Raw genomic sequence first — 21449 nt, forward strand, 5'->3', positions numbered from 1 at the left:
CGCGGGCGTCGCACTCGGGACGACCACGGTCGTGACCGCCGCCCTGATGAGAGGCCCGATCCGCACGATGAAGAGCGCGAGCGGCGTCAGTATCGTGCCGTTCGAGTTGGCCGGCACAGACCAGCGCGCCCGCGAGATCCTCGCAGGGTGGGGCGATGACGGCGTCGACGCGGCGAGGCGCAGCCTCTACCTCGACTTTCCCTTCCTGCTCGGGTACGCCGGGCTGGGCGCTCTCCTGGCCGCGGCCAGTGCCGAACCGGTCGGTGACGCGGGCCGGGCATGGCTGACGCCCATCGGGTGGGGAGCGGCCGCGGGCGCCGTACTCGCGGGAGTGCTGGACGCCGTCGAGAACCTCGCGCTCCTCCGGACGATCCGAGCCTGGCGAGATCCGGGTGCCGATCTCGGCCAGGAGGCGCGGCTGGCCCGGCAGGCGGCAAGGACGAAGTTCGGATTGGTGTATCTGGTGGCCGGCTGGCTGCTCCTCATCGTGACCCCCGTGCTGCTTTTGGATCGACTGGAGGCATTGTGATTCGTCGAGAGCGCCCCGAGGCGGTGCCGCCGAGCCTGAAGGAACGGCGGGAGCCGGCACTCGAACAACTGCGCGCGTACGACGCTCGTCGCACCGTGATGAAGTCCCAGCGCAGGTGGCCGATCGATCCCTCGGTCATCGAGGGCAAGGACGTCGTCGCCGCCCTGCGCGCGCTGTTCTTCGACAAGTGCGCGTACTGCGAGAGTGCCGTGGACCGGGACGACCGGGTGCCCTCGCGGCACCGCCCACCGGAGGAAGCGGCCCAGCTCGATGGGACCGTGTCGCGGGACCACTACTGGTGGATGGCCTACGACTGGGAGAACCTCTACCTGGTCTGCCCGACCTGTCGCAGCAACAAGGGCCGGCTGTTTCCCACGAACTCTGGACGCGTGAGGGCCGAGAACCGAGCGTGGGTGGACCTCATCCTCGAGCAGGCACTCCTGATCGATCCCTGCTTCCACGACCCGACCGAAGACCTCGGCTATCGGCACGACGGCACGATGCAGGGCCTGACGCCGCGCGGTACGACGACCATCGACGTTCTCGGTCTCAACCGGCCGGACCTGGTCGAAGCGCGCGCGGCTGCGGCAAGTGAGGTGTGGGAGGCCATTGACCGTCTGCCGGTCAGCAAGCGGGAGGGAACGCTGCCAGCCGCGGTCACCAAGCTGGTGGCGGATCGCAAGCCCTACCTCGGCATCCGACGGTGGGCGCTGGACAACCACGACCGGGAGGGCATCCGGCCCGAGGGTGCGCAGGCGAACGTCCAGCCGGTGGCGCCGCCTTCGCTGTCACGCGCCCGACTTCGAGCCGTGACGATCACCAACTTCAGGGCGATCCGCGACACCAGCGTCGAGTTCCCGGAGCCCCGATCCGAGGAGGAGCCATGGCTGCTCCTGCTGGGTGAGAACGGTGTCGGGAAGAGCACCCTGCTGAAGGCGGTCGCACTCGCACTGGTCGACGACGAGACCCGGCGCCGGCTCGTTCCCGACGCGTCGACCTGCGTACGCCGCGGTGCCCGTCGTGGCCGGGTGCGGCTGGAGTTCACCGACGGCTCGGTGGTGGAGATGCGGTTCCGCCAGGACAGCGGCGAGTTCGAGGTCGAAGGTACGACACCCCCGCTCGTCGTCCTCGGCTACGGACCCACGCGCCTGCCCCCGCAGGCGAACCACGTCCCGCCGCCTTTCGCCCGGGTCGACGTCGACAATCTCTTCGATCCGTTCAGTCCGCTCAGCGACGCCGAGAAGTGGCTGGCCGACGCGGACGCCGTACCCACCCGGCAGTTCAACCTGCACGCGACCTCCCTCAAGGCACTGCTCCCGATGACGCCCGAGGACCGGCTGTCGAGACGCAACGGCCGGCTCTACGCGACGTCGCACGGCACCTCCGCACAGCTGGAGGAGATGAGCGACGGCTTCCGCTCCGTGATCGCGATGGCGGCCGACATCACCATGCAGCTCTCCTCGGCGTGGGAGAGCCTGTCCTCCGCTGAGGGCCTGCTGCTGCTCGACGAGATCGAGGTGCACCTGCACCCGCAGTGGCGGTGGAGCATCGTTTCCATGCTGCGGACAGTGTTCCCGCGATTGCGCGTCATCGCGACCACGCACGACCCGTTGTGCCTGCAGCAGACGCGGTCGGGCGAGGTCATGCTGCTGCGCCGTGACCCGGTCGAGGGCGTCCGGGCACTGCCGCTCGACGTACCTCCCGGGCTACGCGCCGACCAACTCCTTACCGGCGACTGGTTCGGGCTCACGACGACCACCGACCGCGGGACCGCCGGACTGCTCGAGCGGCACGGTCGGCTGCTCGTGCAGCCCCAGACCTCGAAGGTGCGCGCCGAGCGGGCCGACCTCGAGGACACACTGCGGGAGCGCGTCGGCTCATTCGCCGAGACGTCGATCGAGCGGATGGCGCAGGAAGTCGCAGCCGAGGTCGCCAAAGAGGAGCGGGTCGACATCAAGCAGGCCGGCGAGCAGGTACGCCGACGCTTGGCCGATTCGGTTCTCGAGGCGGTGGCGGAGAAGCGGGCGGCGTCGCGATGATGCGCTACCCACGGCCGGTGCTGAACCCGACGTTCGAGGCGCGGGTCCAGGCCGAGCGCGACAAGATCCGGGCGGCCATCCTGGCCGGACAAGTCCCGAGGATCGAAAAGACGCTGTGGCAGGACTTCAAGGTCGACTTCAGCCTGCAGCAGCAAGGGAAGTGTGGCTACTGCGAGATCAACGTCATGGTGGGCCACTTCGGCGATGTCGAACACTTCGCGCCCAAGAACGAGGTGGCGGAGTTCAACGCGGGCGACAACGAGGGGTCGGAGATTGAGGGCCTCGCCAGCTTGAAGGGTCGCAGCCCTTCGTTGAAGGTGGCTCCCGGCTACTGGTGGCTGGCCTATGAGTGGGAGAACTACCTGCTGTCCTGCGGCATCTGCAACCAGACCTGGAAGAACTCACTCTTCCCGGTCAAGCATCCGCCGCCCCGGGCAGGCGCGCCGCTGGAGACGGTCCCGGAGTCCTTCCTGCTGCTCAACCCGTACGGCACCCGCGACCCCGCGCGGCACCTCCGGTTCGACATCAACGGTTTCGTCGAGCCGCGCAACAGCAGCATCTACGGCCGCGAGACCATCCGCACCTGCGGCCTCAACCGACTCGCCCTCCTGAACGCCCGCCAACCTGTGGCCGAGCGGGCGTTCGCCGCCGTCGTCGACGCGCAGCTGGCCGAGCAGGACGGCGTCGCTCCAGCAGACAACGAAGGCCTGCAGGATCTTCACCGGATGGGTCAGGACGGCAAGACCGCGGTCCATCCCGGGATGGTGCGGGCGATCATCCTCGCCGAGCTCGAGCCCCTCACGTGGGAGGTCCTCGACGCGCTCTTCGCCTGAGTCGCGCTCCACCGGCAACCGGCGCCGGCGGAGAAGGCTAGTTGATCGGGAAGTCGGCGTAGACCGTGTTGAAGTTCTCGTCGTCGGCCTCGACCGTCAGGATGCCGCCGTTGATCGTGTCGGCCGGTATATCGAAGACCACCTGTTGCTCGACTGTCCCGCCGGCTCGGGCCTCGTACGGCCATTCCTGAGCGTCGGCCGGCGTCGTTTGATACGCGCTGTCGAACACCTTTGACGTGGATGACGTGAAGGACCAAGTGAGATCAAACGTGACGTCCGCGGTGCGTTCGGTTCCGGTGTAGGTGGCCGCATAGGTGACCAGGACGTACTGGTCACGTGGCTTGTCGTTGTAGAAGTTGGGATTCGCCAGGATCTCGTTCGCGTTCTTGACGACCTTGGTGACCTTGATGTCCCACGGGCCGACGGAGACCTTTTCGCCGATCTGGGTTGTCGGGCTCGGTTCCTCGGTCGCGGGCGGCTCCGTGGTTGTCGTGTCCTCGGGCGCGGCCTCGGATCGCTCGTAGCCGAAGTCACCTTCAGTGACGCACGGCAGCTGCGCCAGGTCGGACTCGCCGAGGCTGTCGTAGTTGCCGCCGAAGCTCGTGACGATGTCGTCGGTGTCGAGGAAGACGGTGAAGTCGTATGCGCCGAGGGACCAGTGGAGCTGCGGATCGGCGTCGTCCTCGATGCCGAGCTCGCTGGTGGGCTCACCCATCAATGCAATCGCCTCGTCTCGGCTCATGCCGGTCTGGACACTGCACCAGGAGGCGAGCCATCCGTCCGCGGTGGCTTGAGCCTCCTCCTCGCTCAGCTCAGTCTCTCCGTCTGAAGCGTCGGCTTCGCCTTCCGAGTCGACCAGCCACCGGTCGTCCTCGTACACCAGCCCGTAGGTTTCCTCTTCGCCGTCGTCGTACGACACTTGGACCGTTGCCTTGTCGCCGTCGACTTCGGCGTCGAACTCTGCGTCCTCCAAGTCGACTTCGAAGGCGTCCATGAAACCTTGCGCCTGCTTGACGCGGTCGGGGCAGTCGATGCCCTCTTCCCAGAACTCGTTCGACTCCTCGCGGTACCTCTTCGTCTCCATGTCGCAGGCGTCGTCGTCGCCGTTGGCGAGCTCGTGAAAGTAGTCTTCGAGCGCCTCCTCAGCGCCGTCGGCGTCCTTGGAGTAACCGCCGCTGCAGCCCATGAGGAGGAGCGCGGGTGCGACCAAGGCGGCGAGGCCGCGGCGAATGGTTTTGGGCATCTTGTGGTCGCTCCCGGGAGTGTGGATGGATCGCCCAGTGGCGTTTCGTGTCGTCGACAAGGTGGCAACTTCTGAGGACCGTAGCCGGGATCGGCGCAGGGTGTGCTCGGTCCGAGAGAAGTCGTATGAACCGTCGGACGCTCCGCAACCGCACCCATTGCAGGAGTCGAACCTGCAGGCTCCGCGTTCGTAGCGCGGCACTCGCGCTGGCTGAGCCAAAGGGGTTGTTGAGCGGCGGCGACCGTTCGGCGTACGGCGCGGCCTAGCGACTTCTGAGCGCCAGCGGTGAGCGGGACCTCAGCCGCAGCTGTCGCACACGCCGGCGGGCAGCAAGGCCATGTTGCAGGTCGGGCACACCTTCGCGGCGGGAGGATTGGCCTTGCGCTTCCGGGCGGCTGACGCTGCCAGCTTGGGCGCGAGGGCGGCCCGGCCGCCGTCCGCTGGGAGACCCGCTGCTTCCGCCCAGCGGTAGCACTCGAGCCGCGACTGTGCGGCGTGGCTCTCCTTCTGCATCGGGTCGTCGATCGGGGCGACCCCGGTGGCGGTCAGGACGGCGTCGTACCCGTCGCCAACCATGCCGGTGTCCTTGCGGACGACGAGCGCCGTCAGGGGCGGGATGTCCTCGCTGGCGCAACGGTCGGCGACCAACCCGAGCACTCCAGGAATCCAGTTCCTGACCGCCTTGGTGGTGGCCACTCCGCTGCGCTCCTGGATCTCGTCGCCGAGCTGGGTGTACTCAACGACGGCGTGGTAGCGCCCGGCGACCCCGACCAGGATGTCGTAAGCACTCTCTGCCCAGGTCTCGCGATCGGTCTTCATGTCGGGTCGTCGTCCTTCGCTGGGTGCTCCGGTCGGGGCAGTAGGCCGCGCCTGAGACTCGAGATCGTGCGGCCGGCGGACAACAAGGTCCGAGACGACACCTGCTCATTGTGCGCCCACTAGCTCCAGACCGCCGCATCCGTCGCGACGTGTGGGTGGTTTCGAGGCTCGTCGCTAGCGCTCCTCGCACCTCAACCACCGGCAAGCACCCGCTACTAGCGCTCCTCGCACGTCAACCACCGGAAGCACCGGACGACGGATCCGACCCGGCCTCGTGCCTTCGGCCGCGGAATCGGTCGTCCGAGGGCCGCAAAGGAAGGGGAACCTGACTTTTCTGCGACCTATTGACTCGAACACCCTTTCGGGTTCTGATCATCCGCGGAGGGAGCGCTCCAGTCAGCGGCGCTCACTTCTCGGATCACTCGGCCCTGGAGGCATTTCTGTGTCGTATTCACGTTGGACGAAGGTGCGCAACCGCACCCTCACCGCTCTCGCGGCAGTCGGCTTGGTGGCAGCAACCCTGACCATCGCCGCACCCGCACAAGCCGCACCTGACCCCGTGCAAGATCGCACGTACAAGGACGGCAACTACCTCGTCATGCTGGTCGACACCCCGGCCGGCGCCTACCCCGGTGGCATCAGGGGTTACGCCAGGACCCGGCCGGCGCCGGGCAAGAAGTTCGACGCCACGTCGTCCGCGGCCGTCAAGTACCGCGCGTTCCTCAAGGCGAAGCACAACCGCCTCCTCAACAGGGTCGGCGCCGAGTCCTACTACGACTACACCGTCGCCCTCAACGGCTTCGCCGCCCACCTGACGTCGAAGCAGGCGGAGACGCTCGCCAAGACGCCCGGCGTCCTGGCCGTGGTCCCCGACGCGATCCGCAAGCCGGACACGTTCAACAGCCCCGAGTTCCTCGGACTCCGCGACCAGGGCAGCCTCTGGGACCAGGTCGGCGGCCAGTCGAACGCCGGCAAGGGCGTCATCGTCGGCGTCCTCGACACCGGCATCTGGCCCGAGAGCAAGTCCTTCGCCGGCAAGTTCGTCAAGCGCAACGCCGCTGGCCAGATCATCCCCGGCCAGGGCATCCGCGCCACCTGGCGCGGCATCTGCCAGGAGGGCGAGCGCTGGAACGCCCAGGACTGCAACGACAAGCTGATCGGCGCCCGCTACTACGTCGCCGGCTTCGGCAAGCGCGACGTGGACCCCTCCGACTTCTTCTCCCCGCGTGACGCGGACGGCCACGGATCGCACACCGCGTCCACCGCCGCCGGCAACGCGGTCCCCGACGTGAACGTCGACGGCAAGGAGTTCGGTGACATCAGCGGTATGGCGCCGGCGGCCGACATCGCGGCGTACAAGGTCTGCTGGACCGGCCATATCAAGCGCGGCATCCCGGACGGCTGCTCGAACTCCGACTCGGCTGCTGCGGTCGACCAGGCCGTGATCGACGGCGTCGACGTGCTGAACTACTCGATCGGCGGCACCAGCGAGCCTGGCACCTTTGACGCGGTCGACGTGGCGTTCTTGTTCGCCGCAGAGGCCGGCGTCTTCGTCGCCACCTCTGCGGGCAACAACGGCCCGAACGCCAGCACGCTCGGCAAGTGGCCCACCCCGTGGACCACCGGCGCCGCTGCGAGCACCCACTGGATCGCGGAGCAGAAGCTCGTCCTCGGCAACGGCGACGAGTACATCGGCTCCTCGACGACGGGCAGCCTGACCACTCCCACTCCGATGGTCGCGGCCCGGGCGTCCGGTGCGGCCGGGGTCCCGGCCAACAACGCCGCGCTCTGCCTCCCCGGCAGCCTCGACCCGGCCAAGGTCAGCGGGAAGCTCCTCGTCTGCGAGCGAGGAACCAACGCCCGCATCGAGAAGTCGTTCGTCGCTCGCGACGCCGGCGCCGTGGGCATGGTTCTCGTGAACCCGACGCCGAACTCGCTGAACGGTGACCTGCACGCGATCCCGACGGTGCACATCGGCAACGAGGCGTACGACCCGCTGTACGACTACCTCGACACCGCCAACCCGGTCGGCAGCATCGTGCCGCTCGCGCCCGGCGAGTCGACGACCGAGGTGCCCGAGGTGGCTGCCTTCTCGTCGCGTGGTCCGTCGATCACCACGAGCGGCGACATCCTCAAGCCGGACATCTCGGCCCCGGGTGTCGACGTACTGGCTGCGGTCTCCCCGGTGGGACCGACCCACTACGGCCGCAACTACGACCTGATCTCCGGTACGTCGATGGCGTCGCCGCACATCGCCGGTCTGGGTGCTCTGCTCTACCAGAAGCACAACGACTGGAGCCCGATGATGATCAAGTCGGCGCTGATGACGACGGCTGTCGACCACGCATCGACCGGTGCGGAGGACGGCGGGGTCTTCGCCCAGGGCGCGGGCTTCGTCCAGCCGAACCCTGCCGGTGACCCGGGCATCGTGTTCGACAGCGGTCTCATCGACTGGCTGGGCTACCTCGAGACGGTCGTGGGTGACCTCGACGCGTCGTTCGGCACCACGATCCCGACCGTGGACGGCAGCCAGCTCAACCAGGCGTCGATCGCGCTCGGCAGCCTGACCGGTGTCGAGACGGTGGTCCGGACCCTCACCAACGTGAGCGACCAGACCGAGACCTACACGCCGTCCGCCGACATCGACGGGATCTCGGTCGAGTTCGACCCGGCGACCGTCACGATTCCGGCAGGCGAGTCGCGGGACGTCGAGATCACGTTCACCCGTGAGGACGCGGCAGCAGGTGAGTACGCCACCGGCAGCCTGACCTGGGACGGCGACAACGGCCACAGCGCGCGGATGCCGCTTGCGGTGCGTCCGGTCGACATCGCCGCCCCGGCAGAGGTCACCGGAGACGGCGCCTCGGGCAGCGTGGAGATCGAGACGACCGCCGGCTTCAGCGGGACCCTGGGCACCGAGGTGCACGGGCTCGTCGGAGCGACTCCGTCCGCGGAGTCGGTGACGGTCGGACCGTTCGACGACGCGAACCCGGTGGCAGACGCTGACACCGATCGCTTCGAGGTGACGGCCACCGGCGCCAAGGCGATCAGGTTCGACGTCGACGGGGCGGCCAGTGCCGACCTCGACCTCTGGGTCTACCAGGTGGTCGACGGCGAGGAGGAGCTCATCGACCTCAGCGCCGACGGTGACGCCGACGAGACCGTGACCCTGCGTGACCCGGAGGACGGCACGTACGTCGCCTACGTCAACGGGTTCGCCGGCGACGGCAACTACCAGTGGACCCAGTGGGTCGTCGGAGACGCCGACGCGGGCAACCTCGTCGTCACTCCCGACAGCCAACCCGTCACCGTGGGCGAGACCGTCACCTTCGACGCGTCCTGGAGCGGGCTGGACACCACGAAGCGCTGGTTCGGTGTGATCGGCTGGACCAGGGACGGCGCCGAGGAAGTCGGCGGCACGCTGGTCTCCATCGGCTGAGGCCTGCACAACCGGAGAGGGGTCTCGTCTGCGGACGGGGCCCCTCTTCGGTGCCGCGCTCCCGCGCGACCTAGCGATAGCCGAGTAGTTCGCGAGGATGAACTTCGGGCGTCAACGGCATGGCCTGCGCTCGAGCGGGCGATCTTGGGGCTATGACCCAGCAACCCACCTGGCACCCCGGCGCTCCTCCGCCCCCGCAGCGCAAGCGGGGATGGCTCGTCGGCCTGCTGGTGGCCGGCGTCGTCGTACTCCTCGCCCTGGTGGTCGCCGTCGCGATCGTCGTCGTCCGTCCGTGGGAGGACGACGACACGGCCGCCGACGCGAAGCCGGAGCCCCCGCCGCCGGGCGAGATCGCTGGTGACATCGACGGGGACGGCCTCGGTGACGCGGTTGCCGTGTACGCCGACCTGGAGGACCTGTCCACCTCCACCCACATCTGGAGCAGCACCGGTTCGTCGTTCGAGGGGCCGATGTCGGAGGACCTGCCGTTCGGCTCTGCAGACGAGCCGCTCATCGGAGACTGGGACGGCGACGGCGCGCGCACCGTGATCGGCTGGGATCCGGTGTCCGGGAACATCCGGGCCTGGGACGAGTCCTTCGACGACGTCGAGTTGACCGACGTCGGCGGCGACGACGACTTCTCCCTGGTCGCCGGCGACTTCGACGGGGACGGTCGGACGGACCTCGCGGCGTCCGACAGCGAGACGGACGGCGAGATCACGATCTTCGTGCTCCTCAGCAACGGCGACGGCTTCGATGCGCCTGCGGAGTGGGTGACCGTGGGTGACCTCGAGGGCTCCGGCAGCGTGCTGGCGCCGGGAGACTTCAACGCGGACGGCGTCGACGACCTGCTCGCGTTCGTCGACTCGCCCTTCAACGGGACAGCCGAGGAGTCCGCAGACGCCTGGGACACGACCCTCCTGACGTCGACCGGGACGTCCTTCGAGGTGGGTGAACTGGCCGCCGCTCCGGAGGTCGACCTCGAGGAGTACGAGGCGCTGGTCGGGGACTTCGACGGCAGCGGACGGCCGCAGGTCCTCTCGCAGGAGTACGACGACGACACGACGTCGGTGCGCGTGTTCACCTGGGACGGCGCGGCGTTGCAGGAGGACCTGGCCTTCCAGGTCGACACCAACACCGCTGACGGCGAGCTCGTCGAGACCGTGAGCCTGAGCGTGAGCGACGTCGACGGCGACGGCCTCGACGACCTGGTCGGGATCGCTCGCGACACCGATCGCGAAGAGACCGGCGTCGTCGTCTTCCGGTCGACCGGCGCCGGGTTCGCCGAGGGCGAGACATGGGGTGAGGTCCCGGACTGCGACAACTGCACCTCGTGGATGGCGCGGGGGCGGTAGGCCCGCGCCACGCGAGCTTCAACGAGAACGGCGTCGTCCGGCTGCGCGGGCAGGCTACGCGGGCGAGACCTGCACGACGTAGGCGTCGTGGTCGGAGAGCAACCCGTGCTGGTCCTCGGCACGATGCTGCCCGGCAGCGCACACGGTCCAATGCGCCGGGACGGCGACGTGGTCGATCGATTTGTCGTTGCCGGCCTGGATGTCGAGATGTTCCGTCGCGATCCTCAGCTGCAGGCGGTCGGCCGCCTTCCGCAGGACCTCGCGGGACCCTCGGGCTCCCGTATATCCGCGGGGTGCGAACGACGCGTTCCAGTCGCCACCCCAGATCAGCGGCTCGACCTCGATGATGGAATCAACGGCGTACGAGATCCGGCCGTGGCTGTCATCCCCGCCCCACGGGTAGTAGGGCCGCGACCCCTGCCATGGCAGGACCGACGAGCAAACGCGGAGGCCTTCCACCTCGGCGAGCGCCGCGGCCGGGTGCGGGTCAGGGAGACGCCAGAGGTCGGGGGCGTAGACCGCTGCCCATGACTGGCCCGGCGCCATCTTGTGTGATGAGTGGTGACCGACCATGCCGCGGAGGTCCACCTCCGGCGGGACCTCCGTCAGGAGCAGGACGTCGCACTCGAGCCGCTCGAGGAAGTCTCGGTGTCGGGACGTCCACCGCGCGTCGAGGTTCCACGTGCCGATGCGCATGCCGAAGGATGGCGCGAACGCCCGACGGATCGATGTCTCCGCGCCGAGGTTGTGTCGGACGTATGCCACAGAGTGCAGCCAAGACCTCGCCACGACTCGGGCTGACACAAGGACATCGCCATGGACGTGCGCTTCGACTCCGGCAGCCGACGGCTCGTGCTGATCGACATCGAGAACGTCGCCGGCGGGCTCGTGTGCAGCGAAGAGACTGCCGAGCACGCCCGCGGCTCGATCGCTCAGGCGGTCGGCACACACCCGATGGATCAGGTCGTCGTGGCGACGTGCCACAAGGGCTACCAGCACGTCGCGTGGTGCTGGCCGAAGGCGCGGCGGCTCGTGCGGTCCGGCCCCGATGGCGCCGACCTCGAGCTTCTCGACGTCCTCCAGGAGGACGTGCCGGACCACTTCCGACACGTCGTGCTCGTCTCGGGAGACGGCATCTTCACCGACGCCGTCACCGAGCTCGGAAGTGGCGGCGTGCGCGTCACTGTCGCTGCTCGGCGCGGTCGCCTGAGCAAGCGGCTCCGGCTTGCTGCCGCAGAGGTGGTCTATCTCAACGGCATCTGGTCGTCGGAGCGCAGCGTCGGCTGAACTTCGGTGACATGACGGTGGGGACGGCGGCAGCAGCAGTTGCGGCGTCTCGATACGCCCTCGCGCCAGAGCGCTCGGACTACTCGACGACCGGGGGGGGTACCGGCGGTGGGGCCGGCGGCAGCAGCAGTTGCGGCGTCTCGATACGCCCTCGCGCCAGAGCGCTCGGACTACTCGACGACCGGGGGGTACCGGCGGTGGGGTCGGCGGCAGCAGCAGTTGCGGCGTCTCGATACGCCCTCGCGCCAGAGCGCTCGGGCTACTCGACGAACGGGCCGCGCTCGGGCTACTCGACAACCAGCGCGGGCGGTCGGGCTACTCGACGACCGCGGACCACAGGTGGGCGGCGACCAGCTCGGGGATGAGGGTCTCGGTCAGCAGGCGGACGTCGTCGATGTCGTCGTGGGGATACCGGAAGGTGAGGGCGGCGTCGGGGAAGTCGCCGCCCACGGCGACGACCGTCGTGCCGCGGGGGCGGGTCCACTCGAGGATGCCGTCGTCCCAGCGGGAGCCGGCGAAGACGAGCAGGCGGTAGTCGGTGTTCTTGGTCAGGTAGACATCGACGTGCGCCCAGTCCCCGGCCTCGCACGCGACCGCGGGACGACGGGGGCCCTCGCGCAGCATCAGCGCACCCTGCTGGGCGGACGACATCCGCCGGGCAGGAGCGGCCAGGTGGGTGCCGTCGGGACCAGCCACCAGATCAGCAACGGCGGGCAGCCAGGCGTCGGCCGTCGACAGCAGGTGCTCGGACGCATCGGCGGCCTTCTCGACGAGGTCGGCGAGCGGGGCGAGCGGTCGCCCGGTCAGGCGTGCCTCGAGCGCGGAGAGCAGGACCAGGGTGTGCTGGAAGCTGCGGCAGGCGACGCCGCCCTCCTCGACGCCGGCGTGCATCTGCACGGTGTGTGCGGCCCGCTCCGTCAGCGCCGAGGCGTCGGTGTTGGTCAGCGCGACCACCGTCGCGTACGGATGCGAGTCCAGAGCAGCGAGCGTCTCCCGGGAGCCGCCGGTGGCCGAGATCGCGACGACCGTCGTGCCCGGGCCCCACTGCGGCTGGAGGTCGCTGCTGGCGAGCTCGCACACCGCCCGCACCCCGTGGGCACGCAGCCGGGCGGCCGCCACGCCACCGGCGTACGCCGACGACCCCATCCCGAGCAGCACCACGCCGTCCACGCCGGGGGAGAGGAACGCCCACGGGTCCTCGCTGCGGAGGTGCGCGGCCAGGTCCCGCAGGGCGGCGGGCTTGCGCTGAAGGTCGGCGAGGAACAGGGCGGGATCCATGTCAGCTCTCCTCGAGGGCCATCGGCAGCGCGGCTTCGGGCACGTAGGACCAGCGCGGCAGGTGGGTGGCGGCGTAGGTGAACTCGCGGCACACCTGCCGCAGCGCGAACGGCCGGAGCAGCCGCTTGTCCAGAAGAGCAGCGTCGCCGAGCCGCGCCCGATAGGCGTCAAGGAACGCCGCACGACCTGCTGCCGCCGCGGCCGTCACCGCTACGGGAGCGAGGTCGGGGTTGTGCTTGCGGGTGACGATGCCGGCGTGCGTGAACGACTGCGCCATCCCTGCCACGTCCAGCGCGGCCGGCTGCTCCCGGATCCGCTCGGCGGGCGCTACGACCGGGTTGCCGTCGAAGTCCGTCAGCCGGTAGTCGTACGGCGCCGCCCCTCCCGCGCGCAGCACCTGGCCCACGTGCAGGTCGCCGTGCACGCGCATCACCGAGCCGCCCTCGGGGATCTCGGCGAACGCCGCACGCACGGCGTCGGCCTGGCGGACCAGGAGATCGTGTGCCGCACCGTCGGTGACCTCGATCGCCCGCTCCAGGTCGGCGAAGGCACCCGAGCGCCAGGCCGCGACCTCGTCCGCCGACGCCGGCCGGGCAGTCGGTGCCAGCGCCCGGTGGAAGTCAGCGATCAGGCGCCCTACGGCTTCCCCGCCCCCGGCGGTCCCGGCTCGGACGTCCTCGACGGCCCAGGTCCAGCCGTCGACCGCGTCCGCGACGTACTCCGCGACGGTCGCGAGCAGCCGAGGCTCCGCCTCAGGAGACGGTGACCACTCGACGACGCCCCAGGGCTGCGGCATCCCGGTGAATCCCGCCGCCTCCAAACTTTCCAGCAGGGACGGCGCCGGGTGCCGGCCCTCGGGCACCTGGGTCATCCACTTGACCACCGCGGCGTCGCCGACGATCACGGACTCGTTGGTCTGGTCGACGGTCACGGCGCGCTCGCCCGACACCGCGACTCCGCGCCAGGCCCGCACCCGGAACTTGCCGATCGCAGCGTCACCTTCGGCGAGGAGAGCCACCAGTCCCTCGGCCGCCCCGTCGCCCGCACCTGCGCGCGACTCGGCGACCAGCGGTACGACGTGCAGGCCGGCGTCCCCGTCAGCGACCACCGAGAGCGACAGGCCGTGCCCGAGCGGCAACGCATCGACCAGGGACGGCGACCCTGGAGGCGTCGCATCCCGGTAGTCGCCCGCCGCCGGCAGCAGAGCCGACCAGGAGAGGGTCACGCGCGGCTGCGGGCGTGCTCCAGGCCGACCCGCTCGATGATGTCGGCGCCCCGGGTGAGACCGTCGGCCGCCCGGATCCGCTTGCCGATCGCCTCCAGCCGCGCTCGCAGATCACCATCCGCGAGCAGCGTCTCGACCGCGCCCTCGAGCTGCTCGGGAGTGAACTCGTACGTCGCGAGCCGGATGCCGAACCCGAGCTCGTGCATGCGCTGCGCGTTGTCGTACTGGTCCCAGAACAGCGGCAGCAGCACCATCGGCTTGCCGAAGTGCAGCGCCTCGGTGGTCGTGTTGTTGCCGCCGTGGGTGATCACCAGGTCGACCTGCGGGATGACCTTGGTCTGCGGCATCGTCTGCTCGCCGACCATGTTGTCCGGCAGCGTGATCTTGTCGGCCTGCGGGCCCTTGCTGACGATGAACCGGTGCCGGCTCCCGGCCAGCGAGTCCACCAGCCGCTGCATCAGCTCGACATCGGCGCCGCCCAGCGACCCGAGGGAGAGGTAGACGAGCGCGCTGTCGTCGGGACGGTCCGCAACAGCAGGCGGTACGACGTACTCCTCGTCGGTGAGGCGCACGCTGGAGTCGATCCGGTGCCAGCTGTCGCCGAGCGGCCGGGCGTCCGTGTAGTCGGCCTCCTCGGGGTAGACGTAGATGTTCGCGGCGTTGTCGCGCGGCATGAACTCCATGTCGGGCAGCGCCTCGGCGCCCTGCTCCTGCACCCAGGCGTTGAACGCCTCCCACATCTCCCGGTGGGTGCGCTCGAACTCGTCGCGGAAGGGCACCCAGCTGTCGGGCGCGTCCATCGGGAGTCCGGAAAGGCCCGGCGGGATCCCCGGCCCCGGGATCTCGAGCGGGTTGCACGACACGATCCGCACGAACGGCGCCCCGCTCGTCGCGAGTGCCGGGAACAGCACCACGTTGTCCTCGACGAGCACGTCGGGGCGGACCTCCTCGACGATCGCCCGCAGCGCCGGCTCGCAGTACATCGCGCCGTCGATCAGCGCCTGGTAGGTCGGCTGGATGAACGTGGTCAGCTGCTCGGTGGTGGACTTCCGGAACTCCGGCGCGGTCTCGGCGATGAAGTCGGTCCAGAACTGACCGGCGTCCTCTCCGCCCCCGTCCGGGGACGGCGGTGCCAGATCGACCAGGCGCTCCTCGAAGCCGAGAGGCGACAGCTTCCCGGCCCACGACGCCTCGGACGCGAAGACCACCCGGTGGCCGCGCTTGAGCAGCAGGTCACCGAGCCCGATGCACTGGTTGGTCGGGCCGTAGGCGGACTCGGGGAGGAACAGGACGGTCAGCTGCTCGGGCATCTGGACTCCTTAGCTTGATGCGGCGGCGGGGAGGTCGAGCGGGTGCCCGGTCGCGATCCGGGCGTAGGACAGGATCAGCTCGACCGCGGCGGCGTAGTCGATCGAACCGTGCCGGGCCACCATCCGGTAGCCGTAGGCGTCCTCCAGAGCGACGATGTTGCGGCCGATCGTCTCCGAGTCGCTCCGCAGGTCGAAGTCGCCGGTGGCGGACCCCGCCTCGAGGATCACCTGGTACATCGCGACCTGACGGTCGAAGAGCGAGGTGAGCATCGCGGCGTACGCCGGGTAGCGCGAGGCCGCGCCGCCGAGCGCGCAGAGCAGCTTCACGTCGGCGTCCTCGGCGTTGACCGGCAGTCCGCCGGCGACGGTGACCACCAGCTTCTCGGCCGGTGACGCCAGGCCGCGGATCGCCTTGACCCGGTTGTCCAGGAAGCGCTCGATGACGGCCTGGTTGGCCTCGAGCAGCAGCGACTGCACGTCCGGGTAGTGGTAGAGGATCGCCCCCGACGTCAGGCCCGCCATGTCGGCGATGTCCTTGAGGCGTACGTCGGCACCCCGCATCACCACGGCCTGCTGGGCGGCCGTGAACAGCCGGTCCTTGCGCTGCCGCTGACGGGACGTCGCCATCGGTGTCCTCCATCGTCTCGGGGTCCGCGGCACGCTCCCGCGCGGTGCCTCAGGGCCTCGGCGCTCACCCTGACACACGGGCGGCGGACTTTGAAGCCCTCTTCACAATTTTGCCGAATGTGAGGGTTCCAGGCTGGAAATGGGTCTTGTGGTTTTTGAACGGGCGTGGAATGTTCGCACCAACCGGCATCGTGCCAGGCGGTGCAGGCCTCACCCGAGGGGAACCGAAGAACATGACCACTCGAACCCTGCGCCGCCGCGGTACCGCGGCCGCCGCCCTCGTCTCGCTGGTCGCGCTCACCTTCGCGGCCTGCGGAGGCGACGACTCCGACGAGCCGTCCGAGCTCGACCCGGACGCCGACCTGAGCAAGCAGACGATCGTCGTCTCCAACTGGGCCGACTACATGCCGCCCGACATCGCCGAGAAGGTCGAGCAGGAGACCGGGGCGAAGGTCGAGATCACCGAGCACGCCACCAACGAGGACATGGTCGCCAAGGTGGTCGGCTCCGGAGGAGAGGGTCTCGACGTCGTCTTCGGCTCCCAGCCCTACCTGCAGGCGTTCGCCGAGGAGGGACTGCTGGAGCCGCTCGACACGGAGTACCTGGAGAACTGGGACTCGCTCGACCCCAAGGCCCAGGACCTCGCCGAGGTCGACGACCAGCCGTACTTCGCGCCGTACACCTGGGGCACCACCGGCATCTGCTACCGCACCGACCTCGTCGACGAGGCGCCCACCAGCTGGTACGACCTGCTGGAGCCGGAGGAGCAGTACCGCGGCAAGATCACGATGATGGGCACCGAGCGCTGGGCGGTGCTCCCTGCGCAGAAGGCTCTCGGCTACTCGGTCAACACCACCGACGAGGACGAGATGGAGGACGTCAAGGAGCTGATGCTCGCGGCGAAGCCCCACCTGCTCGCCTACGACGACACCACGTTCTACGAGCGTCTGGTCAGCGGCGAGGCCGTGATGGTCGAGGCCTGGGACGGCTGGTGCAACTACGGCATCGCCGAGAACCCCAAGATCGACTTCGTCGTGCCCGAGGAGGGGTCCGACCTCTGGGTCGACGCCATCGGCATCCTGAAGTCCTCGGAGAACAAGGAGGCGGCGTACGCCTTCGTCGACACGATCCTCGACCCCGAGAACCACGCCTGGGCGTCGGAGAACATCCTCTACAACGTGCCCAACGACGAGGCGGTCAGCCTGCTCCCCGAGAAGCTCACCGAGCAGTACGCCACTCTCGGCGCCCGGCGCGAGGAGATGCTCCAGGGCGAGAACATGGTCGACATCGGCGACGCGTCCTCGCTCTACAACCGGATCATCACCGAGGTGACCGCGTCGGATGAGTGACCTCCGGCAGCGGCAGCGCCGGCTGGCGCGGCTCGCCGAGCCGGCGGTGCTGCTGACGCCGGGGCTGCTGTTCACCGCGATCTTCGTCGGGGCGCCGGTCCTGCTCGTCCTCGCGTACATGTTCGCGGAGCGGGGCCGGTTCGGCGGCGTCGAGTGGACGTTCACCCTGGAGAACTTCCGGCGTGCGAACGACGCGCTCTACCTGGACGTGCTGTGGAGCTCGATCGGGATCGCGGGTACGGCGACGGCGATCGCGCTGGTGATCGGCTACCCGACGGCGTACGCCATCACCCGGTTGCCGCGGCGGTGGCGCACCGTCGCGCTGGTGCTGGTGGTGGTGCCGTTCTGGACCAACTTCCTGATCCGGATGTATGCGTGGATCGTCCTGCTCAACTCCCAGGGCGTCGTCAACGACACCCTGGTGGGGAGCGGGGTGACCGACGAGCGCAGGAGCTTCCTCTACACCGACGGGGCGGTGGTGGCGGGGCTGGTCTACGTCTACCTGCCGCTGATGATCCTGCCCCTCTACGCCGCCATCGAGCGGGTCGAGGGCGAGCTGATGGAGGCCTCCTCCGACCTCGGCGCCAGCAAGGTCCGGACGTTCTGGAGCGTGCTGCTGCCGCTGACGCTCCCCGGCGCGATCACCGGCTCGATCCTGGTCTTCGTCCCGAGCCTCGGGAACTTCGTCGTCCCCGAGCTGCTGGGAGGCGGCAAGACGGTGATGGTCGGCAACCTGATCCGCGACCAGTTCCTCAAGGTTCAGGACTGGCCGTTCGGATCGGTGCTCGCGTTCGTCGTGGTGGTCGCGCTGTTCGTGATGTTCCTGCTCCAGGCCGTGGTCACCCGCCGGATCGAGGGAGGTGGCCGTCATGCCTGACACCGGCGTGCGTCGCCGCGGCCTGTCCTGGCAGTGGCTCCCGCTGGTGGTCTGCGGCGCGTTCCTCTACATCCCGATCGCGGTGCTGGTCGCCATGTCGTTCAACGACGGCGGCTCCGCCTACTCCTGGGACGGCTTCAGCTTCCGGTGGTACGGCGAGCTGGCGGCCGACGACCGGATCATCTCCGCGCTCGGGAGCTCGTTGGCCATCGCCGCCGGAGCCACCGCGATCGCGACCGTCCTCGGGACGCTGCTGGCCGTCGGGCTCGCGCGGCACACCCGGTCGAAGCTGCTCGAGGCCTCCGCGATGGCACCCGCGATCCTGCCCGACCTCCTGCTCGCCATCGGGCTCCTGTCCTTCTACTACGTCGCGGAGATCCCGAAGTCGGCGACGACCGTGCTGCTCGGCCACGCCGCGTTCGGCACCGCCTTCGTGGTGGCGGTCGTGCGCGCCCGGCTGACGGGGATGGACAGCAGCGCCGAGGAGGCGTCGCGAGACCTCGGTGCGAACGCCCTCACCACGTTCGTGCGGATCACGATCCCGAGCATCGCGCCCGCGATCGTGGCGGGCGCGCTGCTGGTGTTCACGCTCTCCCTCGACGAGTTCGTGATCGCCTTCTTCACCGCTGGACCCACCACCCAGACGCTGCCGATCGCCGTCTACTCGATGGTCCGGGCCGGCGTCACCCCTGAGATCAACGCACTGGCGACCGTCCTGGTCGTCGTCAGCGTCGCCGTCGTCGTACTGGCGGCGAAGACCGTCCGGAGGAGCGAAGACGCATGACAGCCACCCCCACCCCGGCTGCGGCCCTGCTGGAGGTCGTCGACGTCAACCGCCGGTTCGGCGACGTCGCCGCCCTCGACGACGTGTCGCTGACGATCGCGGAGAACGAGTTCTTCGCGCTGCTCGGCCCCTCGGGGTGCGGCAAGACCACGCTGCTGCGGTCGATCGCCGGCTTCGAGCAGCCCGACAGCGGGGCGATCCTGCTCGGCGGCGACGACCTGCTCGGGCTGCCGCCGAACCGCCGACCGGTCAACCTCATGTTCCAGTCGTACGCGCTGTTCCCGCACATGACGGTCGAACGGAACGTCGCCTACGGGCTGCAGCGGGAGGGGCTGGGACGGGCCGAGGTGCGGGCGCGGGTCGACGAGGTGCTTGAGACGGTCGGCCTCACCGCGCTGACCAAGCGGCGGCCGCGCAACCTCTCCGGCGGCCAGAAGCAACGCGTCGCCCTGGCGCGGGCCATCGTCAAGCGCCCCCGGCTGCTGCTCCTCGACGAGCCGCTCTCGGCGCTCGACCGCAAGGTCCGGATGGAGATGCAGCTGGAGCTCAAGCGGCTCCAGCACGAGGTCGGCATCACCTTCGTCCTGGTCACCCACGACCAGGAGGAGGCGCTGTCGATGGCCGACCGGGTCGCCGTCATGGCGGACGGACGGGTGCAGCAGGTCGCCACCCCCGTCGACCTCTACCGGCGACCGGCCAACCTCTTCGTCGCCGACTTCATCGGCTCCAGCAACCGGTTCGCCGGTCGGGTCGACGGGGGAGTGTTCGTCTCCGAGCTGCTCGGCAAGCTGCCCGGGGCCACGGACGCCCAGCAGATGGAGCGCGCCCACCTCGTCGTACGGCCCGAGGACATCAGGATCTTCTCGTCGACCGACGGCGGCGGCACGCTGCAGGGCCGGGTGATCGACGTCCAGTTCAAGGGCGGGTCGAGCCACGTGGCGGTCGACGTCGCCGGTGCGCTGACCCCCCTCCTTGTCTCGGTGGCCGGCACCGCCGACGTCGACCGCGGGGACGACGTGGCACTCGACTGGTCGGCCGCCGTGGTCGTCTCGGAGGAGCTGGCGTGACCCACGGACGGTCGGCGCTGGCCGACGCCCGACCGCTGCCGGTCTGGTGGGAGGGGCGCGATCCGGGTGCCGTGAGCGAGCCGCTCCAGGGCACGGCGCAGGCCGAGCTGCTCATCGTCGGCGGCGGCTTCACCGGTCTGTGGGCGGCCATCCAGGCGGTCGAGGAGGATCCCGGCCGGTCGGTGATGGTGATCGAGGCCCAGCACGTGGCCGCCGGCGCGTCCGGCCGCAACGGCGGCTTCGTCTCACCCTCCCTCACCCACGGGCTCGCGCACGGGCACGCGCACTGGCCCGACGAGATGCCCGAGCTGCTGCGGCTGGGCCACCAGAACCTCCTCGAGGTCGAGGAGTTCCTCGCCAAGGAGCAGGTCGCGGCCGACCTTCGGCTGTGCGGCAAGACCATGTTCGCGACCCGGCCGCACGAGGTCGACGCGTTGCGGGAGAGCCACCGGCTGCACCAGCGGTACGACGAGGAGACGGTGCTCCTCGACGCCGACCAGGCCCGCGCCGAGGTGCACTCGCCGACCTACCTCGGCGGCCTCACCGTGGCGGCCGGCGGGCTGGTCGACCCGGTCACCCTCGCCCTCGGGCTCCGGGAGGCTGCCCTGAGCCGGGGCGTCGTCCTGCACGAGCAGACCACGCTGCGGCAGATCGGCCGCGACGGCACGGGGCTCCGCTGCCTCACCGACCGCGGCGTCGTACGCGCCGAGCAGGTGCTGCTGGCCACCAACGCCTTCCGGCCCCCGTTGCGCCGGATCAGGGCGCACGTGCTGCCGGTCTGGGACCACGTGCTCGCCACCGAACCGCTGACCGCGGAGCAGGTCGGCCGCATCGGCTGGGGCGCCGACCAGGGCCTCACCGACGCCGGCAACCAGTTCCACTACTACCGCCGCACCTCGGACGACCGGATCGTCTGGGGCGGCTACGACGCGATCTACTACTTCGGAAACCGCACCGACGCCGAGCGGGAGCAGCGCGACGAGTCGCACCAGCTGCTGGCCCGCCAGTTCCGCGAGACCTTCCCGCAGCTGGCCGACGTCGCGTTCACCCACCGCTGGGCGGGCATGATCGACACCACGTCCCGGTTCACGCCCGTCTTCGGCACCGCGTTCGGCGGCCGGCTCGGGTACGCCGTCGGCTACACCGGGCTCGGCGTCGCGTCGTCGCGGTTCGGCGCGCGGGTCGCGCTCGACCTGTTGGCCGGTCGGGACACCGAGCGCACCGGGCTGCAGATGGTGCGCCACCGCTCCGTGCCGTTCCCGCCCGAGCCGCTGCGGTGGCCGGCGGTGCAGATGACCCGGCGGGCGCTCGCCCGCGAGGACGAGACCGGGCGTCGCGGCCTGCTGCTGCGGACCATGGACCGGTTCGGTGTCGGCTTCAACAGCTGA

Annotated in this window: 18 protein-coding genes and 1 tRNA gene; 11 read left to right on the top strand and 8 right to left on the bottom strand. The window is 69.7% G+C overall.

Translation table 11 applies throughout. The features are described from left to right. The first annotated feature begins 31 nt into the window (after window positions 1–31). From SHK19_RS03420 to SHK19_RS03430, 3 genes are read left to right on the top strand one after another with little or no spacing between them, the layout of a single operon-like run. On the top strand, window positions 32–529 hold the full coding sequence (locus SHK19_RS03420; RefSeq protein WP_322937861.1) for a hypothetical protein: 498 nt from the start codon (window positions 32–34) through the stop codon (window positions 527–529). Then, window positions 526–2568 carry an AAA family ATPase gene (locus SHK19_RS03425; protein WP_322937862.1) on the top strand — a complete coding sequence of 681 codons (2043 nt, stop codon included), beginning with the start codon at window positions 526–528 and terminating at the stop codon, window positions 2566–2568. The genes SHK19_RS03420 and SHK19_RS03425 overlap by 4 nt, the downstream gene beginning before the upstream one ends. A 17-nt stretch (window positions 2569–2585) precedes the next feature. Continuing rightward, window positions 2586–3401: an HNH endonuclease family protein gene (locus tag SHK19_RS03430; RefSeq protein WP_322937863.1), complete on the top strand. Its 816-nt coding sequence runs from the start codon at window positions 2586–2588 to the stop codon at window positions 3399–3401. A gap of 37 nt (window positions 3402–3438) precedes the next feature. Here the strand turns inward: SHK19_RS03430 and SHK19_RS03435 are convergent, their stop codons facing one another. From SHK19_RS03435 to SHK19_RS03445, 3 genes are all read right to left on the bottom strand, one after another. Continuing rightward, a complete protein-coding gene (locus SHK19_RS03435; RefSeq protein ID WP_322937864.1) occupies window positions 3439–4704 on the bottom strand; it encodes a nuclear transport factor 2 family protein in 1266 nt (421 codons plus the stop codon). A gap of 91 nt (window positions 4705–4795) precedes the next feature. Beyond that, window positions 4796–4869 (bottom strand) — tRNA-Arg (locus SHK19_RS03440). 72 nt (window positions 4870–4941) lie between these two features. After that, window positions 4942–5463, bottom strand: a complete 522-nt coding sequence (locus SHK19_RS03445; protein ID WP_322937865.1) for a hypothetical protein — start codon at window positions 5461–5463, stop codon at window positions 4942–4944. A 466-nt stretch (window positions 5464–5929) separates the two neighbouring features. Between SHK19_RS03445 and SHK19_RS03450 the strand changes: the two genes are divergently transcribed. Then, window positions 5930–8902, top strand: a complete 2973-nt coding sequence (locus tag SHK19_RS03450) for a S8 family peptidase (RefSeq protein ID WP_322937866.1) — start codon at window positions 5930–5932, stop codon at window positions 8900–8902. 152 nt (window positions 8903–9054) lie between these two features. After that, a complete protein-coding gene (locus tag SHK19_RS03455) occupies window positions 9055–10257 on the top strand; it encodes an FG-GAP repeat domain-containing protein (RefSeq protein WP_322937867.1) in 1203 nt (400 codons plus the stop codon). 54 nt (window positions 10258–10311) lie between these two features. On the opposite strand, the gene SHK19_RS03460 is transcribed toward SHK19_RS03455, so the two are convergent. Further along, the gene (locus SHK19_RS03460; protein ID WP_322937868.1) at window positions 10312–10953 is read right to left on the bottom strand and encodes a hypothetical protein; all 642 of its coding nucleotides are present in this window, start codon (window positions 10951–10953) and stop codon (window positions 10312–10314) included. A gap of 120 nt (window positions 10954–11073) precedes the next feature. On the opposite strand from SHK19_RS03460, the gene SHK19_RS03465 reads away from it, so the two are divergent. Next, window positions 11074–11544: an NYN domain-containing protein gene (locus SHK19_RS03465; protein WP_322937869.1), complete on the top strand. Its 471-nt coding sequence runs from the start codon at window positions 11074–11076 to the stop codon at window positions 11542–11544. 315 nt (window positions 11545–11859) lie between these two features. Here the strand turns inward: SHK19_RS03465 and SHK19_RS03470 are convergent, their stop codons facing one another. From SHK19_RS03470 to SHK19_RS03485, 4 genes are read right to left on the bottom strand one after another with little or no spacing between them, the layout of a single operon-like run. Then, window positions 11860–12822, bottom strand: coding sequence for an SIS domain-containing protein (locus SHK19_RS03470; protein WP_322937870.1), 963 nt, complete (start codon window positions 12820–12822; stop codon window positions 11860–11862). A gap of 1 nt (window position 12823) precedes the next feature. Beyond that, on the bottom strand, window positions 12824–14047 hold the full coding sequence (locus SHK19_RS03475; protein WP_322937871.1) for a hypothetical protein: 1224 nt from the start codon (window positions 14045–14047) through the stop codon (window positions 12824–12826). Then, the gene (locus tag SHK19_RS03480) at window positions 14044–15357 is read right to left on the bottom strand and encodes a glycosyltransferase (RefSeq protein WP_322937872.1); all 1314 of its coding nucleotides are present in this window, start codon (window positions 15355–15357) and stop codon (window positions 14044–14046) included. The genes SHK19_RS03475 and SHK19_RS03480 overlap by 4 nt, the downstream gene beginning before the upstream one ends. Before the next feature lie 9 nt (window positions 15358–15366). Further along, the gene (locus tag SHK19_RS03485) at window positions 15367–15984 is read right to left on the bottom strand and encodes a TetR/AcrR family transcriptional regulator (RefSeq protein WP_322456897.1); all 618 of its coding nucleotides are present in this window, start codon (window positions 15982–15984) and stop codon (window positions 15367–15369) included. Between the two features lie 233 nt (window positions 15985–16217). Here SHK19_RS03485 and SHK19_RS03490 point away from each other — a divergent pair, with 233 nt between their 5' ends. The 5 genes from SHK19_RS03490 to SHK19_RS03510 are packed head-to-tail and all read left to right on the top strand — an operon-like array spanning window position 16218 to window position 21449. Continuing rightward, window positions 16218–17333: a polyamine ABC transporter substrate-binding protein gene (locus SHK19_RS03490; RefSeq protein ID WP_322937873.1), complete on the top strand. Its 1116-nt coding sequence runs from the start codon at window positions 16218–16220 to the stop codon at window positions 17331–17333. Next, window positions 17326–18210, top strand: a complete 885-nt coding sequence (locus SHK19_RS03495) for an ABC transporter permease (RefSeq protein ID WP_322456895.1) — start codon at window positions 17326–17328, stop codon at window positions 18208–18210. The genes SHK19_RS03490 and SHK19_RS03495 overlap by 8 nt, the downstream gene beginning before the upstream one ends. Then, a complete protein-coding gene (locus tag SHK19_RS03500) occupies window positions 18203–18994 on the top strand; it encodes an ABC transporter permease (protein WP_322456894.1) in 792 nt (263 codons plus the stop codon). Before SHK19_RS03495 ends, SHK19_RS03500 begins: the two co-directional genes overlap by 8 nt. Next, the gene (locus SHK19_RS03505; protein ID WP_322456893.1) at window positions 18991–20061 is read left to right on the top strand and encodes an ABC transporter ATP-binding protein; all 1071 of its coding nucleotides are present in this window, start codon (window positions 18991–18993) and stop codon (window positions 20059–20061) included. The genes SHK19_RS03500 and SHK19_RS03505 overlap by 4 nt, the downstream gene beginning before the upstream one ends. After that, window positions 20058–21449, top strand: a complete 1392-nt coding sequence (locus tag SHK19_RS03510) for an NAD(P)/FAD-dependent oxidoreductase (RefSeq protein ID WP_322937874.1) — start codon at window positions 20058–20060, stop codon at window positions 21447–21449. The genes SHK19_RS03505 and SHK19_RS03510 overlap by 4 nt, the downstream gene beginning before the upstream one ends.

The sequence above is a fragment of the Nocardioides bizhenqiangii genome, assembly GCF_034661235.1.
Classification (GTDB): domain Bacteria; phylum Actinomycetota; class Actinomycetes; order Propionibacteriales; family Nocardioidaceae; genus Nocardioides; species Nocardioides bizhenqiangii.

Coding starts and splice junctions, on each gene's coding strand:
- SHK19_RS03485 (WP_322456897.1), bottom strand. CDS start 15,984: ATGGCGACGTCCCGTCAGCGGCAGCGCAAGGACCGGCTGTTCACGGCC.
- SHK19_RS03455 (WP_322937867.1), top strand. CDS start 9,055: ATGACCCAGCAACCCACCTGGCACCCCGGCGCTCCTCCGCCCCCGCAG.
- SHK19_RS03480 (WP_322937872.1), bottom strand. CDS start 15,357: ATGCCCGAGCAGCTGACCGTCCTGTTCCTCCCCGAGTCCGCCTACGGC.
- SHK19_RS03465 (WP_322937869.1), top strand. CDS start 11,074: ATGGACGTGCGCTTCGACTCCGGCAGCCGACGGCTCGTGCTGATCGAC.
- SHK19_RS03445 (WP_322937865.1), bottom strand. CDS start 5,463: ATGAAGACCGATCGCGAGACCTGGGCAGAGAGTGCTTACGACATCCTG.
- SHK19_RS03470 (WP_322937870.1), bottom strand. CDS start 12,822: ATGGATCCCGCCCTGTTCCTCGCCGACCTTCAGCGCAAGCCCGCCGCC.
- SHK19_RS03460 (WP_322937868.1), bottom strand. CDS start 10,953: ATGCGCATCGGCACGTGGAACCTCGACGCGCGGTGGACGTCCCGACAC.
- SHK19_RS03495 (WP_322456895.1), top strand. CDS start 17,326: ATGAGTGACCTCCGGCAGCGGCAGCGCCGGCTGGCGCGGCTCGCCGAG.
- SHK19_RS03505 (WP_322456893.1), top strand. CDS start 18,991: ATGACAGCCACCCCCACCCCGGCTGCGGCCCTGCTGGAGGTCGTCGAC.
- SHK19_RS03490 (WP_322937873.1), top strand. CDS start 16,218: ATGACCACTCGAACCCTGCGCCGCCGCGGTACCGCGGCCGCCGCCCTC.
- SHK19_RS03500 (WP_322456894.1), top strand. CDS start 18,203: ATGCCTGACACCGGCGTGCGTCGCCGCGGCCTGTCCTGGCAGTGGCTC.